The organism is Burkholderia vietnamiensis LMG 10929 (assembly GCF_000959445.1).
In the GTDB taxonomy this organism is placed as follows: domain Bacteria; phylum Pseudomonadota; class Gammaproteobacteria; order Burkholderiales; family Burkholderiaceae; genus Burkholderia; species Burkholderia vietnamiensis.
Map to the genome: position 1 here is coordinate 223978 of NZ_CP009630.1, position 16189 is coordinate 240166.

General features: G+C 66.9%; 13 protein-coding genes and 1 pseudogene. 8 read left to right on the forward strand and 6 right to left on the reverse strand.

Annotation, left to right across the window (positions count from 1 at the left end):
• Positions 1 to 310 precede the first annotated feature (310 nt).
• Both AK36_RS01420 and AK36_RS01425 read left to right on the forward strand, forming a co-directional pair.
• Positions 311 to 1729: an MFS transporter gene (locus AK36_RS01420; RefSeq protein WP_045577689.1), complete on the forward strand. Its 1419-nt coding sequence runs from the start codon at positions 311 to 313 to the stop codon at positions 1727 to 1729.
• 261 nt (positions 1730 to 1990) lie between these two features.
• Positions 1991 to 3238 carry a hypothetical protein gene (locus AK36_RS01425; RefSeq protein WP_043291950.1) on the forward strand — a complete coding sequence of 416 codons (1248 nt, stop codon included), beginning with the start codon at positions 1991 to 1993 and terminating at the stop codon, positions 3236 to 3238.
• 10 nt (positions 3239 to 3248) lie between these two features.
• Here the strand turns inward: AK36_RS01425 and AK36_RS01430 are convergent, their stop codons facing one another.
• Together AK36_RS01430 and AK36_RS01435 are read right to left on the reverse strand one after the other, a co-directional pair.
• Positions 3249 to 5444: a penicillin-binding protein 1A gene (locus tag AK36_RS01430; protein ID WP_045577690.1), complete on the reverse strand. Its 2196-nt coding sequence runs from the start codon at positions 5442 to 5444 to the stop codon at positions 3249 to 3251.
• A gap of 104 nt (positions 5445 to 5548) precedes the next feature.
• On the reverse strand, positions 5549 to 5902 hold the full coding sequence (locus AK36_RS01435; RefSeq protein WP_144410608.1) for a hypothetical protein: 354 nt from the start codon (positions 5900 to 5902) through the stop codon (positions 5549 to 5551).
• 41 nt (positions 5903 to 5943) lie between these two features.
• Here AK36_RS01435 and AK36_RS01440 point away from each other — a divergent pair, with 41 nt between their 5' ends.
• A complete protein-coding gene (locus AK36_RS01440; protein ID WP_045577692.1) occupies positions 5944 to 6561 on the forward strand; it encodes an FMN-binding negative transcriptional regulator in 618 nt (205 codons plus the stop codon).
• Between the two features lie 33 nt (positions 6562 to 6594).
• Here AK36_RS01440 and AK36_RS01445 read toward each other — a convergent pair whose 3' ends face one another.
• The gene (locus tag AK36_RS01445; RefSeq protein WP_045577693.1) at positions 6595 to 7221 is read right to left on the reverse strand and encodes a thioredoxin family protein; all 627 of its coding nucleotides are present in this window, start codon (positions 7219 to 7221) and stop codon (positions 6595 to 6597) included.
• Positions 7222 to 7444: 223 nt separating this feature from the next.
• Here AK36_RS01445 and AK36_RS01450 point away from each other — a divergent pair, with 223 nt between their 5' ends.
• From AK36_RS01450 to AK36_RS32430, 3 genes are all read left to right on the forward strand, one after another.
• Positions 7445 to 8185: a response regulator gene (locus tag AK36_RS01450; protein ID WP_034194743.1), complete on the forward strand. Its 741-nt coding sequence runs from the start codon at positions 7445 to 7447 to the stop codon at positions 8183 to 8185.
• A gap of 11 nt (positions 8186 to 8196) precedes the next feature.
• Complete coding sequence (locus tag AK36_RS01455) at positions 8197 to 9519, forward strand: ATP-binding protein (RefSeq protein WP_045578385.1); 1323 nt, start codon at positions 8197 to 8199, stop codon at positions 9517 to 9519.
• Positions 9520 to 10763: 1244 nt separating this feature from the next.
• Positions 10764 to 11450: a hypothetical protein gene (locus AK36_RS32430; RefSeq protein ID WP_144410609.1), complete on the forward strand. Its 687-nt coding sequence runs from the start codon at positions 10764 to 10766 to the stop codon at positions 11448 to 11450.
• A 296-nt stretch (positions 11451 to 11746) separates the two neighbouring features.
• Here AK36_RS32430 and AK36_RS01460 read toward each other — a convergent pair whose 3' ends face one another.
• The 3 genes and pseudogenes from AK36_RS01460 to AK36_RS01470 all read right to left on the reverse strand — a co-directional run.
• Positions 11747 to 12358: an alpha/beta fold hydrolase gene (locus tag AK36_RS01460; protein WP_034195550.1), complete on the reverse strand. Its 612-nt coding sequence runs from the start codon at positions 12356 to 12358 to the stop codon at positions 11747 to 11749.
• Between the two features lie 53 nt (positions 12359 to 12411).
• Complete coding sequence (locus tag AK36_RS01465) at positions 12412 to 13146, reverse strand: metallophosphoesterase family protein (protein WP_034195533.1); 735 nt, start codon at positions 13144 to 13146, stop codon at positions 12412 to 12414.
• A 157-nt stretch (positions 13147 to 13303) separates the two neighbouring features.
• A pseudogene (locus tag AK36_RS01470) lies at positions 13304 to 13630 on the reverse strand (GNAT family N-acetyltransferase); the annotation flags it as partial.
• A gap of 123 nt (positions 13631 to 13753) precedes the next feature.
• On the opposite strand from AK36_RS01470, the gene AK36_RS01475 reads away from it, so the two are divergent.
• Together AK36_RS01475 and AK36_RS01480 are read left to right on the forward strand one after the other, a co-directional pair.
• Entirely contained in the window at positions 13754 to 13954 is a 201-nt protein-coding gene (locus AK36_RS01475; RefSeq protein WP_045577694.1) for a hypothetical protein, read from the forward strand.
• Positions 13955 to 14249: 295 nt separating this feature from the next.
• Entirely contained in the window at positions 14250 to 16172 is a 1923-nt protein-coding gene (locus AK36_RS01480) for an SMP-30/gluconolactonase/LRE family protein (RefSeq protein ID WP_045577695.1), read from the forward strand.
• Positions 16173 to 16189: the final 17 nt, after the last annotated feature.

The window sequence follows — 16189 nt, forward strand, 5'->3', positions numbered from 1 at the left end:
CAGGCATGCGCCGGCGGACGCGCGCGGGCGCGCGGCGACGCCGGACGCCCGTGCCGACGGGGCCGCGCCGGCTTTCGCGGGCGGCTGCGGCGGCGCATGGCCTGCGCGCACCGATGGCGATGCGCCGACACATCGTTACGCAATTTACACATCGTCCGGCTGCGAAGCGGTGTGCCCGCGCGGCGTCGCGCTCCTCGGACCATCCGAGCCGGCGCGTGCGGCGTGCCGGTACAATGCAGCGAATCGTCGACGCGGCGGCCGGCCGGCCGGCGAACAACAACATACGACACGATCAGGAGACACGACCAAGATGGTCTCATCGGAAAGCATTCCACGGGCAGCCGCCCCGTCCTCCACCATCGACGCGGGCGCAATCTCGGCCCGCCTCGACCGCCTGCCGCCCACCCGCAGCGTCTGGAAGCTCGTCGTGCTGCTGAGCCTCGGCTTCTTCTTCGAACTCTACGATCTGCTGTACAGCGGCTACGTCGCGCCGGGCCTCGTGAAGAGCGGCATCCTGTCGGCGACCACGCACGGGCTGTTCGGCACCACGGGCGTCGCGAGCTTCATCGCGGCGCTGTTCTCGGGCCTGTTCATCGGCACGATCGCATGCGGCTTTCTCGCCGATCGCTTCGGACGCCGTGCGATCTTCACGTGGTCGCTGTTGTGGTACACGGCCGCCAACGTCGTGATGGCGTTCCAGGACACGGCCGGCGGGCTGAACTTCTGGCGCTTCGTCGTCGGTCTCGGCCTCGGCGTCGAGATGGTGACGATCGGCACGTACATCTCCGAGCTGGTGCCGAAGCAGATCCGCGGCCGCGCGTTCGCGTGCGAGCAGGCGGTCGGGTTCGTCGCGGTGCCGGTGGTCGCGTTCCTCGCGTACCTGCTGGTGCCGCACGCGCCGCTCGGCCTCGACGGCTGGCGCTGGGTCGTGCTGATTGGCGCGCACGGCGCGCTGTTCGTCTGGTGGATTCGCCGCGAGCTGCCGGAAAGCCCGCGCTGGCTGGCGCAGCAGGGGCGCGTCGACGAGGCCGACCGCATCATGCGCGCGCTCGAGGCGAAGGTGGAAGCCGAATACGGCCGCTCGCTGCCGCCGCCCGCGCCGCCCGAGCCGGTGCCGCCGCGCGGCCGCTTCCGCGACATGTGGGTGCCGCCGTATCGCAGCCGCACGATCATGATGACGATCTTCAACGTGTTCCAGACGGTCGGCTTCTACGGCTTCGCGAACTGGGTGCCGACGCTGCTGATCAAGCAGGGCATCACGATCACGTCGAGCCTGATGTATTCGAGCGTTATCGCGCTCGCGGCGCCGCTCGGTCCGCTGATCGGCCTGGTGATCGCGGATCGCTTCGAGCGCAAGTCGGTGATCGTCGCGATGGCGGCGGCGATCGTCGTCTGCGGGCTGCTGTTCAGCCAGACGACCGTCGGCGCGTTCCTGATCGTGCTCGGCATCGGCCTCACGCTCGCGAGCAACATCATGTCGTACAGCTTCCACGCGTATCAGGCCGAGTTGTTCCCGACGTCGATCCGCGCGCGCGCGGTGGGCTTCGTCTATTCGTGGAGCCGCTTTTCCGCGATCTTCTCGTCGTTCGTGATCGCCGCCGTGCTCAAGGGCTTCGGTACGTTCGGCGTGTTCGCGTTCATCGCCGGCGCGATGGTGATCGTGATGGCCGCGATCGGGTTCATGGGGCCGCGCACCCGCGGCATCGCGCTCGAGGCGATTTCGAAGTAGTTGTCGCGCGGGTGTGGGGCAGGCGGCCGGGCGGCGCGCTACGTTGCGCGACGCTTGGTGCTTCGTGCAGGGCGAACGGCGTCCGAAGCCCGAAGCCCAGAGTAAAGCGCTCGGTGCGCGCCCCACGCCCCGCCACGCTGCCGTTCAATGCGTGCGCAGGTAGAATGAAAGACCTCACGACTCATTGACCGCCATCGGGCCGAACGTGTTGCCCGCACGAGCGGCTTCGCCCCGGCGAGACGTCGGCGCGGCGCGCATGCGATGCGTTCCACGTACCGGCGAAGCTCGCGCGCGTTGCGCCGCTCGCTATGTCCGGCGGCCGGATCGGCCGATGGCTCCGATCGCATGATGCTTTCCGACCTGACGCGGCGATTCCCCGTGCCGCGTTGCAGTACGCGCACCGTCGCCGCCTTCGTGTGGCTCGCCGCCGCGCTCCCCGTTTCCGTTCTCGTCCCGCAGCCGGCCTTCGGCGCATCCGACGTGCCGGCGTCTGCCGCGCCCGGCGCCTCATCGGCATCGTCTCCGGCTCGGCATGCCGCCGCGGCGCATCCGGCGTCGTCGGCGGCGCCGTCGTCCGCTGCCGCCGCGCATCACGCGCATTCCGCCAGCGGCGCATCGGCTGCTTCGGCCGCATCCGCCGCCTCGGATACCGCAGAAACTTCCGCGAGCGAAGCCGAAGCACCGGCGCCGACGCCGCCGCGCCGGCATCCGCCGTTGTCTGCGGAACAGGCGAAGGAGGCGACCGCGCGTGCGCTCGACATGCGCGAGCGTTTCGCGCAGGAAGTGACGCGGCGGCTGAACGTGCCCGCCAACGACCAGCGCGCATACGCCGATCGCCTTCAGCGCGCACTGACCGACGCCAATCTCGGCGACCTCGCCGGCGAGTACGTCGCGATGGTCGACCGCGCGCCGAACGTGCAGGCGCTGTTCATCTACTTCCGCGCGACGCCGGACAACGCATGGCTGTTGATCGGCGCCTCGCCGGTCGGCACCGGCTGGCCCGGCCAGTACGATCACTTCCTGACGCCGCTCGGCGTGTTCCACCATTCGCCCGACAACATGGATTTCCGTGCCGAAGGAACGATGAACGACCACGGCATTCGCGGCTATGGCGCGCACGACATGCGCATCTACGATTTCGGCTGGGTCGAAGGCGAGCGCGGTTGGGGCAAGGGCGGCAAGTCGCCGATGCGCTTCCAGATGCATGCGACCGACCCCGATCGTCTGGAGCCGCTGCTCGGCATCCGGCATTCGAAAGGCTGCGTGCGGATTCCCGCTTCGCTGAATACGTTCCTCGACCGTCACGCGATTCTCGACGACGACTATCAGGCGCGCGTCGAGTCCGGCCGGTCGCTGTGGGTGCTGCGCCACGATCGCGACATCACGCCGATCGCCGGGCGCTATCTGGTCGTGATCGACAGCGAACGCAGTACCCGTCCGGCATGGTCGCCGGCGCCGGGCCACAAGGCGCGGTCGAAATTGCCGAAGAACGGCGACACGGCGGATTGACGCGCGCCGGTCAGCGGAAGAATTTCAGCCAGTCGAACAGGCCCGAATGCGGCGCACGCCGCTTCGGCGCCGGCGCGCTGCGCGGCCGGAAATCCGGCGAGAACTGCACGCGCGGGTCGATCGCGCGCGCACGCAGCGCCGCATCGAAGAACGTGCCGACGATCGGCAGCGCGCTGTGCGCGCCTGCGCCCCAGTAATCGCTGCGCAGCGTCACGCTGCCGTCGTCGAAGCCGACCCACGCGCCCGCCACCAGTTGCGGATGCATCAGGATGAACCAGCCGTCCGTGTTGTCCTGCGTGGTGCCGGTCTTGCCGGCGACGTCGATGCGGATCCCGTAGCGTTCGCGGATGTCGGCGCCGGTGCCGTAGTCGACGACGCCGCGCATCACGTCGATCAGCGTCTGCGCGGCCGCGACCGGCAGCGCGCGTTCGGGCGGCGCGCTGCCGAACGTCGCGAGCACCTTGCCGTCGCGGTCCTCGATGCGCGTGATCATCTGCGGCGCGACGTACACGCCGCGGTTCGCGATCGTGCCGTACGCGGACACCATTTCCTTCAGCGTGACGGGGCTCGTGCCGAGCGCGAGCGACGGCACCGCGTCGAGCGGGCTGTCGCGCACGCCCATCGCGCGCGCGAGCTGCGCGACCCGCGCCGCGCCTTCGCGCTGCATCACCTGCGCGGTGATGCGGTTGCGCGACAGCGCGAGCGCGTCGCGCAGCGTCATCGGCGCGTCCGTCGGCGGCTCCGCGTCGGTCGGACGCCACTGCGCGTGCGCGCCGATCGGGATCGCGACCGGGCGATCGACGAACGTGTCGTCCGGGCGCATCCCGTCCGCGAATGCGGCGCCGTACACGAACGGCTTGAACGTCGAGCCCGGCTGCCGCCGCGCCTGCGCGACGTGATCGAACGGCTCGCTGTCGAAATCGGGGCTGCCGACCCACGCGCGGATCGCACCGTCGCGCGGGTCGAGCGCGACGAAGCCGGCCTGCACGCGCGTCTTGCGCTCGCACAGCGCGCGCATGAACGCGCGGTTCGCGCCGAGCTGCTTCACCGCGGCCGCGTCGGCGAGCCCGGCGTCGCGCGCCGCGCGGTAGTCGGCGCTCTGCCGGATGAAGCCGCGAAACAGGTCGTTGCGCAGCCCGCAACCGGACGCGCCGCGCCACGCGCCGTCGGCGACCGCCTGCAGGCGCTCGGTCTGCTGCGCGAGCGCGCGCGTGGCCATCTGCTGCAGTTGCGCGTCGAGCGTCGTGCGCACGACGAGACCGTCCGAATAGAGGTCGTAGTTGTTGCGATCGGCCCACGTGATCAGCCATTTGCGCAGTTGCACGGCGAAGTGCGGCGCGGGGCCGGGTTGCGCGGTCTGCGGCTCGAAATCGACGCGCAGCGGCCGGCGCTGCAATTGCGCGAGCTGTTGCGGCGACAGCATGCGCAGCGCCGCCATCCGCGCGAGCACGAGGTTGCGCCGCTGCACCGCGCGCTCCGGATTCAGCACCGGGTTGTAATAGCTGTTGCCCTTGAGCATGCCGACCAGCGTCGCGCTTTCGACGATGTCGAGCTGATCCGCCGATTTGCCAAAATAGGTGCGCGCGGCCATTTCGACGCCGTACGCGTTGTACAGGAACGGCACGGTGTTGAGATAGGTTTCGAGGATCTCGTCCTTGCTGTATACCGTCTCGATCTTGAACGCGGTAATCAGCTCCTTCACCTTGCGCGTGAGGGTCGGCGCACGGCCGATCTCGTCCGGATACAGATTGCGCGCGAGCTGCTGCGTGATCGTCGAGCCGCCCTGGCGGCTGCCCGAGAACGTATGCAGCCCGGCCGCGATCGTGCGGCGCAAGTCGATGCCGTGGTGCGCGTAGAAGCGGTGGTCTTCGGTCGCGATCAGCGCGTCGACCATGTGCGGCGAGATCTGCCGCAGCGGCACCCATTCGCGGTTCACGGGCCGGAACTCGGCGATCAGCTGACCGTCGGCCGACAGCACGCGCGCAGGGCGGTCGATGCGGGCGCGGCGGATGTCGCCGATGCTCGGCGTGAATGGCACGAACGCGAGCAGGACCAGCAGCCCGAGCAGCGGAAGCGCCGCGAGCGCGAGCACGACGCCGCGGCGCGTCGGATGGCGCAGCCGCTGCCATGCGCCGGCGCACAAGGCGCGCGCGCGGTCGCGGCAGCGGAGCCACAGATTGCGAAGAGACGGCACGAAGCGATTCACGGCGACGGTAGCGCGGAGCGCGGTCCGAAAAGGCGCGATGCTAGCAAACCGCGCGCGGCTGCCGCGGGCCGAAACGGCCGTTTTCTTGCAAGATTTACAGACGATTACGTTTGTTGCCCGCGGACAACCTTTCGCGGCGCCCGCGGCCGCGGCGCGCCGCTCGGGTCGAGGGCGGCCGCCTCCATCTGCGCGATCGAAGCCGCCACGCCGCGCGCTTCCACGAAGCCTTTGCCGCTCGGTCGAGCATCCGCTTCGACGACGGTGGAGCGCGCCGCCTGCAGCGATGCCGCGAGCCGCCACGTGGACGGCGGAACGTCGCCGAGCCGCACGTCGCCGAGCGACGGGATTGCCACGATGCGGGCCGTTCGGGCCGCGATCCTGTTCTGCTGAAACTGCTCGCAACCGGTTCTACAGAAGAAACCAGTTTGCGGGCACAATCTGCGCATGACGAAGCCCATGCAGGGCCGTCAGCCGAACCCCGTCCCACTGTGGAGCCGCCATGTATGTCCCTGCCGATTTCGCCGAATCGAACCCCGACGCGCTGCGCGAGCTGATCGTCCAGCATCCGTTCGGCAGCCTCGTCACGCACGGCGCGAGCGGCCTCGACGCGAATCATCTGCCGTTCGAGCTGTTGCCGCGCGACGGCGGCCTCGGCGAGCTGCATGCGCACGTCGCGCGAGCGAATCCGCTGTGGCAGGAAGTCGCGAACGGCGACGACGTGCTCGTGATCTTCCGCGCCGGCGATGCGTACATCTCGCCGAACTGGTATCCGAGCAAGCATGTCGCGCACCGTCAGGTGCCGACGTGGAACTACGTGGTCGTGCATGCGTATGGCCGCATCACCGTGCGCGACGACGAGAAGTTCGTGCGCGGCGTGGTCGCGCGGCTCACGCGCACGCACGAGGCGTCGCAGCCGGTGCCGTGGAAGATGGCCGATGCGCCGAAGGACTATCTCGATGCGCTGCTGCAGTCGATCGTCGGGCTGCAGATCGAGATCACGCGGCTCGTCGGCAAACGCAAGCTGTCGCAGACCAAGGCGGCCGACGCGCTGATCGCGAACGGGCAGGTAGCCATCGGCGACGCGATGCTCGAGCAGGCGGACGCGAAGCGGCAGTGAGCCGCGCCGCACCTGCGCGCGCCGCCGTGCGAGCTACTGCGTGCGCGTCGCGCGTTGCGTCGCGTCGGTGGCCGCATGTGCTTGCGCGAGCGCGGCGCGGATCGCGGCTTCCGTCGTGTCGTACCCGCCTTCGCCGTACCGCGTGTAGACCACCTTGCCGCTCGCGTCGATCAGGTACAGCGCGGGCCAGTACTGGTTGCCGTACGCGCGCCAGGTGTCGTAGTGGTTGTCCTGCGCAACCGGATAGCGGATGCCGAAGCGCTCGAGCGCTTCGGCGACGTTGTCGGCATCGCGTTCGAACGGATACTCGGGCGTATGCACGCCGACCACGACGAGCCCCTGGTCGCGATATTTGCGATACCAGTCGTTCACGTACGGAATCGTGTGAATGCAGTTGATGCACGAGTAGGTCCAGAAGTCGACCAGCACGACCTTGCCGCGCAACTGGTCGAGCGTGAGCGGCGCGCTGTTGTGCCAGCGCTCGATGCCGGTGAAGTTCGGCGCCTGCATGCCGGCTGCCGATGCGGGCAGCCTGGCATCGTCGCGCGTGCCGGCGAATGCGGCGAATGCGGCGAATGCGGCGAGCGCGGCGAGCGCGGCGAGCGCGGCCGTGGCGGCGACCGCGACCACGGCGACGGCGGTTCTGAAACGGGGCAGCATGGCGGTTCTCCGGTTCGGTGGCCGGCTGGGCGGGTGCGTTGGCCGACGGGTTTCGACGATCCCCATTGGGCCGCACCGACGTATCGGCGATGTGTCCGCCAAGCGGCGCGTGTGCAATGTTGTGTGTCGTCGCGGCGGCGCGATACATTGAGATACAAACGCGCGGCCGCGCTGCGGTATAAAAGCGGACATCGCGAGCCGCCACATCACGACGAAGACACCCATGGACAAGCCCGACCACGTATTGATCGTCGACGACGATCGCGCGATCCGCGAACTGATCGCGGACTATCTCGAGAAGAACGGCATGCGTGTGTCGGTCGCCGCGAACGGCCGCGAGATGCGCAACCTGCTCGACGACGGCGCCCCCGATCTGATCGTGCTCGACCTGATGCTGCCCGGCGAGGACGGCCTCACGCTGTGCCGCGACCTGCGCGCCGGCCGGTTCCGTACCGTGCCGGTGCTGATGCTGACCGCGCGCGGCGAGGAAACCGACCGCATCATCGGCCTGGAAATGGGCGCCGACGACTATCTCGCGAAGCCGTTCGCGGTGCGCGAGCTGCTCGCGCGCATCCGCTCGGTGCTGCGCCGCGCACGCATGCTGCCGCCCGGCATGCAGGTGACGGAGACGGCCGCGATGCTCGCGTTCGGCGAATGGCGGCTCGACACGACCGGGCGCCACCTGCTCGACACCGAAGGCACGATGGTCGCGCTCAGCGGCGCCGAATACCGGCTGCTGCGCGTGTTTGTCGACAATCCGCAGCGCGTGCTGACGCGCGACCAGCTGCTCAATCTCACGCAGGGGCGGCAGTCCGATCCGTTCGACCGGTCGATCGACCTGCTCGTGAGCCGGCTGCGCCAGCGGCTGCGCGACGGCGCGCGCGAGCCGCGCTACATCAAGACGCTGCGCAACGAGGGCTACGTGTTCTCGTCGGCGGTGACCGCGGTCGAAGGTGGCGCATGAGCTCGCGCGCGTTGTCGGCGTTGTCGTTGTGGCACTGGCCGCGTTCGCTGTTCGCGCGGCTCGCGCTGATTCTGTGCGTCGGCCTCGCGCTCGCGCAGACGCTGTCGTTCTGGCTGACCGTGACCGAGCGCGACCAGGCGACCACCAACCTGATGATGGGCTACATCGAGCGCGAAGTCGCCAGTTCGGTCGCGCTGCTCGACAACCTGCCGCCCGCGCAGCGCGCCGCGTGGGTGCCGCGTCTCGCGCGGCGCAGCTACACGTTCATTCTTGGGCCGGGGCAGACCGGCACGCCGCCGGAGGCGCGCCTGTCAGCGCGCGTCGAGCGCTCGATCTCGGACGGCATCGGCGGCGACTATCCGCTGACCGCGAACGCGATTCCCGGCGATCGCGAGCATCTGCAGGTGCATTTGCGCCTGACCGACGGTTCGCCGCTGACGATCGACATCCATCCGATGTCGACGGTGCCGCTGTCGGGCTGGCTGCCGTACGTGCTGGCGCTGCAGCTCGCGGTGCTGGCTGCGTGCTGCTGGTTCGCGGTGCGGCTCGCGACGCGGCCGCTGAACCAGCTCGCGCAGGCGGCCGACGCGCTCGGCCCCGACCTGAAGGGCGAGCGTCTCGACGAGAACGGGCCGTCCGAGGTCGCGCGCGCGGCCCGCGCGTTCAACGCGATGCAGGAGCGCATCGCGCAGTACATGGCCGAGCGCATGCAGATCCTCGCATCGATCTCGCATGATTTGCAGACGCCCATCACGCGTATGCGGCTGCGTGTCGATACGATGGACGACGACGTGCAAGGCGCGAAGCTGCGCCACGATCTGCTCGAGATGGAGCATCTGGTGAAGGAGGGCGTTGCGTATGCGCGCACGCTGCACGGCACCGACGAGGCCGCGCGCCGCATCGATCTTGACGCGCTGCTCGACAGCATCGTGTGCGACTACACGGATGCGGGGCAGGATGTCGCGTTGCACGGCGGCGGGCCGCTCGCGCTCGTCACGCGGCCGAAGGCGCTGCGCCGGATAGTCGGCAATCTGGTCGACAACGCGCTGAAGTTCGCGGGCGCAGCGGAGATCGACGTGCAGGCGGCGCCCGACGGCGGCGCGGTGATCGCGGTGCGCGACCGCGGGCCGGGCATCCCGGACGATCAGCTCGATGCGGTGTTCGAGCCGTTCAGGCGCGTGGAGACGTCGCGCAACCGCGATACGGGCGGCACGGGCCTCGGCCTCGCGATCGCGCGGCAGCTCGCGCTCGCGATGGGCGGCACGCTGACGCTGCGCAACCGGGAGGATGGCGGCGGGCTGGAGGCGCGGTTGACGTTGGTGAATGTGGGGTGATGGGGGGAGGGGGGAAGTACGGGCGCCGATCACGCGAGACGAATCGTGCGAGATGAGTCAAGCGTGACGAGCGAAGTGCGACGAAGCAAATGTATATGGCTGGACTAGACCAAACAGACAGCGCCAGGTGTCTGACTAAGTTCGGCCACAATCGGACGTTCGACGCCGCTGCAGGAATCGTCGACAATCCTACCCACTAGGACGGACGACAATTTCAAGTGCAGAAAATCGATACGCAATTTGGCATACTTAGCGTTGTGAACGAGCCCACGTACTCATTCGAGTCACAAGACAATGTGAGATCGTACGAGTTCGAGGTACTGCTCACGCGAGACACGCCTACATCTGTCCATGGGATAGCGTTGAACGGTAGCGGAATAATGGTCGTTGGCGCAGGTGGAGGCTGCTCATCGGTGCATGATCACTCTGCGCTAGTGCTCGGCGACAAGCTTTACCTTGCGGTCGGCGATCACGTCGCCTGCCTCTCGTTTTCATCGCCCCGTCGGTTGGTATGGTCAACACAGGTCGATATGGCCACGTGCTTTGGTATCCACTGGGAAAATGATCGAGGTGCTCTCATTTCGCATGGGGAACTCGAGATCTCTCGCCTGTCATTAGAGGGAAACCTTATGTGGCAGGCATCTGGCGCCGACGTGTTCTCGGAAGGCTTTCGCTTGCTGCCAGCCCACATCGAAGCCGTGGATTTCAATCGAACGGTGTATCGGCTTGACTACGCGACCGGCGAAGCACGCCATAGCTAACGGAATTCTAACGCTGGTTTCAAACGATCCTATGCGTCGTGCGGCGGCCATGAACGGACGGTCGACGTCAGGACCTGAATCGCCGACAATCGGCGGAGGCTGACGCAAGACCTGTCTTGGATTGGCACCGGATCCACACCTGACTACGAACCGCACAAAAACCCGGCTAGCTGGCGAGCTTAGTCGCTTCGTCCAGCAGTACGCCCGCAAGGCTCAGGCCTCGGAGCCAAACGACCGGCAATACGATCGCAAGCTCGAAAAGAAGATGAAGCGCCTCTCCGCGTCTGAACTATCCGACCTTCTTTCTCAAGACGAGCAAGAGCCAGTTGAGTCGGGCCATGAGAAAGGGTGAGAACGGCCCACAAGCGACCGTTCGACAGCGCGGTCTGGATCGTCGACAATTGTAAGCGCCAAACGACGGCCACGCCCTGTCAACTCAGACCGATGGCGACGGTTTTCCTCTCTCGACATGGTGTTGTGAAGATGAGCATCAGCAAGTGGATCACGCACATCCGGCAAGATACTCAAAAGGCCGAAGCGTTCGACATGGTGACCTTAGAAGCTGCGCATCGCATTATCTCTCCTGTTGTCGATGCGGCATTGGACGGGCGAGGATTCGAGACAGTAGCGCCGCTAAAGTGGGTACGATGCGACGGGTCGCCCATTCGGCAAATATTTGCATTCCCGGCATGGAAGGGCGGTGTAATAGCGCCTAGCTGGGGTCTGTCCTTTGACTTTGTTCCGCACGTATCGGGTAGTTCTGTTCGATGGCACCGAACCAATAAGTCTGCAATGTTTGATCTCACTGTCGATGCGCGCGACAGGGCCTTAGATCTAAGCCTGATTCGCGGAGAGCAGATGGTCGCTCAAAAATCGGCACCGATTGTGAAAACCGCGATCGTGCGAGCAGACGAATTTTGGCGACGGGTAAATTCGGTAGAGGACGTCGTCCCGGCGTTCGAATGGCTGCGAGACTATCTGTCGAATGGAGGCTTGGGTTTCTACAACTATGTTCAGCATCCGATCGCGCTCGCATTTGTGCTCGCGAGGACAGGCGACGCAGTTGGCGCACGTCGAGAACTGGACCGCTTTCTAGTACGGCGTTCGCCGGAAGACTCGGTTTCAAGACGGCTCGGCGAGTTGCTCATTAAAGCCACCTCCGTAGCATGATCGCGGGCGGATAGAAATGTTTCCCGCGCAACGGGGAACGACAGTGCCGATGAACACGCGTTGAACGTCCGCTTGCGGGTGGCGCGACTGTCCCCTTCGGGTCGATCACGGCCCTTGATGAAGTGACGGCAAAAGCAATCTCAGACCTGATCTGACGCTGACTGAGACATCAGGTCTTGACTTACGCAAATTCAAACGCGCCGAACCAAGCGCACCCGACTAAGCGCACCGCCCCACGGCCCCACCGCTGTCACAACACCGTCCACCTCGCGCCACGCGTGCCGAAACACACAGCGTCAAACCCGCTGCAGATGCGCATCGACGAGCGGCGCGAGCGTATCGGCATGCACGGCCGCGAGATCGTGCCGGCCGCCCGGCACCAGATGCAGCCGCGCATCGGGCAGCCGTTCGAGCAGGCGCTGGCCGGCCGCGACCGGGCTGATCGGATCGTCGTCTCCCCACAGCAGCAGCGTCGGTTGTGCGATGCGTCCGATCGCGTCGGACAGGTCGACGTGCAACGTCAGGAACCAGTCGGGCAAGTGCGGATTTGCGCGCGCGAAATCGGTGCGCCAGTCCTGCGCGCCGAGGCCGCGCATGTCGAGGCCGCCGGACGTGACCGTCAGCACCAGATGCGTGACGAGTGCCGGACGTTCGAGCGCCGCGTGCATCGCAATGACCCCGCCCATCGATTGCGCGATCACGGCGGTCGGCCGGTCGATCGTGTGCAGCACGCGGCGCACGAGGCCGTCGAAATCGGTGACGTCGGGATCGGCCGGCGTGTCGCCGAAGCCCGGATAGCCGACGATGCGCCGTTCGGCCGGATGCACGAGGCGGCTCGCGAGCGGCTGCCAGAACGCGGTGCTGCCCGACGCGCCGGGGAGGAAAAGCAGTTGCGAAGGAACGGGCATCGGGCGGTGATTTTCCAGTAAAAGAAGGATGGCGAACGTGACCTGACGGCGCGTCAGCAGCGGCCGGTGCGCAGCGCGACGGCCCACTCGTCGCGGCCGCGCGCGGCTGCCGTGTCGGCAGCCATCTGCCAGTCGTATTCGACGGTATGAAGTTCGGCGTGCCAGCCCGCCGGCGTGCGCGACACGATCGCATAGCGCGCGTGCGGCGAGCCGGTTTCGATCCGGTGCGGATACGGCAAATCGTCCGCATAGGCCGGCAGCCCGACGCTTCCAGGGTTGACGATCGTGCGGCCGTCGGCGAGCCGCGCGACGCGCGGCACATGCGTGTGGCCGCACAGGATCAGCGACGCCGGCTCGTCTCCGGCGCGCTGCGCGATTTCGTCGGGCGTCGCCGCGCGGCAGCCGTCGCGCGTCACCGTTTCGAGAAAATAGTCGAGGTCGCTCGCGGGCGTGCCGTGCACCAGCAGCACGTCGTCGCCGAGCGTCGCGCGTTCAGGCAATGCGGCGAGCCACGCGCGGTGGCGCTCGTGCAGCGTGTCGTGCGCCCAACGGTCGGACAGCCCCATCGCGTCGCGCGTGCGCTCCAGCAGTTGCCGTTCGTGATTGCCGCGGATCGTCGGCAGATCGAGTGCGATCAGGCGATCGGCCGTTTCCGCCGGATGGAGCGCGCCCGAGACGATATCGCCGAGATTGACGATCACGTCGGCGCCGCGGCGGCGCACGTCGTCGAGCACCGCGTCGAGCGCGGCGAGGTTGCCGTGGATGTCGGACAGCGCAGCGATTTTCATGGCGGGGCGAGTCGAGCCGGGGAAGCCGATTGTCGCGAATTCGGCGCGGGCCGTCCAATCGCTTCGACGGCGGGCGCAGTGCCATTCACGAGGCCGGTGCCGGTCGCCCGACGCGTCAGTCCGTCGCGAGGCGCGCGTATATCGCGAAATCGCCGGGCACGCCGCGCCCCCAGTACGACGGCGCGAGATCGTACGCGATTTCGGCCGAGCGATTCGCGGTGGACACCGTATGCAGCCCGATCGTGCCGGCGAGCGCGCCGGACGCATCGTCGACGATCGCGAGACGGCGGATCGAATCCGGCTGCGCCGATTCGATCGCGTCGAACAGCGGCAGCAGGTCATCGCGCGAGCGCAGGTTCCAACTCGTGTGACGGACGACGTCGGGCACCGACAGGTACGCGTACCACGCATCGAGATCGGTACGCTCGAGCTGGCGCAGCGACAGGCCGGGAAAGCCGCAGCGCGGCGGCGCGTCGATTCTCATCGTTCACGCCGAGCGGCGGCGAACGGCAACGGCGACATGCGGTCCATGGCGGCGGGCTCCTCGAAAGGCGGTGCTCGATTATCCGGCGCTGGTTCCTCGGTTGTACAGCGGTGCTATCCAAAGATGGCGGCCGGCTTCAGCGCATGGCCGCATGCGCGCCGCAGCGCCGGTTGCATCGTCAGCGGCATCGGCAAGTCGCCGTGCACTGCGTCATTTCCCATCCTTCACGACCTTCGCGACGCGGCGGCATGCACCATGCCCGCCGCGACGCACGATGCTGCACGCGACAATATTTTTTTCTTTCATCTAAATTTCTATTTGTAATCATTCAATCGATTCCGCGTGCGATAAAACCGCTGCGCGAAAATCAGAAAAAATGACATGCACGCATCGAATTATTCGGAATAAAGTGCCGAAAAATTCGGCCTGCACAATGCGGGCGCGACACATCGTAGCGTAGCGGCACGCCCAGCGTTGACGAGCAAAGCGCGCGACATCCGCATAACGTAAAGCCGCAAAATAATTCTCGGCACAATTTGATGGAATTTTTCAGAAATCACCAATGTTTCATCTGCGCCGAATTACAGTATCAACAAACAATCGTCCGGGAGCCTCAGTCATGTCAGTGAAACGAATCGGCGCGGTATTGCTTGCGGCATGCATGATGCTCACGGCACCGCTCGCCCACGCGCAGACGCAATACTCGACGGACTGGCTCGCCAACACGTTCGGCACGCTCGCCGCGCACGTCGGCAACGGCGCGCGCTCGCTGTGGGTCGCGCCCGAAGGGGTGATCTATACGTCGTCGCGCTGGGACGAGAACGCCGGCGGCGTCGCGATCTACCAGAACGGGCAGACGCTCGGCACGATCGGCATCCATGACGAGTTCCAGGGCGGCGCGATCACCGGCAACGCGAATTCGCTGTTCGTCGCGCTCGGCTACAACCGCACGTTCGGCAGCGGCTCGGTGGGGCGCTACAACCGCAGCACGAACCAGCGCGACCTGCGCATCCCGGTCAGCACGTGGACGGGCATCCAGTACGCCGACGTGATCACCGGCCTCGCGACGGCCGGCAACCTGCTGTACGCGAGCGACTTCTACGGCAACCGCGTGCGCGTGTACACGACGGACGGCGTGTGGCAGCGCGACATCGCGGTGTCGGGGCCGGGCGCGCTCGCGCTCGACGCGGCCGGCAACCTGTGGGTTGCGCGCAAGAGCGCGGGCGTGGTCGCGCAGTTCAGCCCGAGCGGCGCCGCGCTGGGCACGATCCAGATGGCGGCCCGCGCGCGGCCGGCTTCGCTTTATTTCGATGCGCCGAGCGGGCAGTTGCTGGTGGGCGATGAAGGCCCGGACATGAACATCAAGATCTACGCGCTCGCGGGCCAGCCCGCGCAGGTCGGCACGTTCGGCGTGCAGGGCGGCTATCTCGACACGACGACGGGCATCAAGGGGCAGGTCGGCGACAAGCGCTTCACGCGCATCGCGGGCATCGGCAAGGACGCGGCCGGCAACCTGTACGTGCTGAACAACACGTGGGGCGGCGGCTGGGATCTCGGCCGCAACGGCAGCACCGACCTCCATTCGTACAGCCCGACCGGCCTCTTGCAATGGAAGTTGCAGGCGCTGAACTTCGAGGCAGCCGCGGCGCCCGATCCGCTCACCGACGGCGCGTTCTTCTACAGCGGCAACACCGTGTATACCGGCACCGCGGGCGGCACGTTCGTCGCGAACACGATCGATCCGTTCACCTATCCGAAGGATCCGCGCCTCGACATGAACGACTATCAGCGCGGCCAGCATTTCGGTCAGCTCGCGCGGGTGAACGGCACGCGGATGCTCGTCGCGACCGGGCAGAACCCCGGCAACTACAACATCTATCACTTCAACGCGGCGAACGGCTACATCGCGATTCCAGACGGTTCGATCCCCGGCAAGCCATTCAATACGAGCCTGCAGGCGACCGCCGGTTTCATGCTCGACGACAACGGCGACGTCTGGGCCGGCCTCGATCGCACCAATACGATCTCGCACTATCCGATGACGGGCCTCGACGCGACCGGCAAGCCGTCATGGGGCAAGCCGGTGCAGATTCCGATTCCGCGCACGGTGCTGCCGCTCACGCGGATCATCTATCAGGCCGACAGCGACACGATGATCCTCGCGCAGGGCATCGCGGGCACCTGGGACTGGACGGCGATGAACGGGCACATCGAGGTCTATCGCGGCTGGAAAGCCGGCAATACGACCACGCCGAACGTCGCGATCGACCTGACCAGCGCGAACCCGAAGTCGATCGCGGCAGCAGGCCATTACCTGTTCGTCGGCTACGTGCACACGGTGCCGAACGTCGACGTGTTCGATCTGAACACCGGCAGCCTCGTCACCACGCTGACGAACTCGAACACCGCGGCGATGGATGTCGGCAACGACGTCGACTCGATGTACGGAATTCGCGCGTATCTGCGCTCGACGGGCGAGTACGTGATCACGAAGGACAATTACAACGGTTCGAGTCTCGTCGTGTATCGCTGGCGGCCGTGACGCGCGTGTGGCGCGCG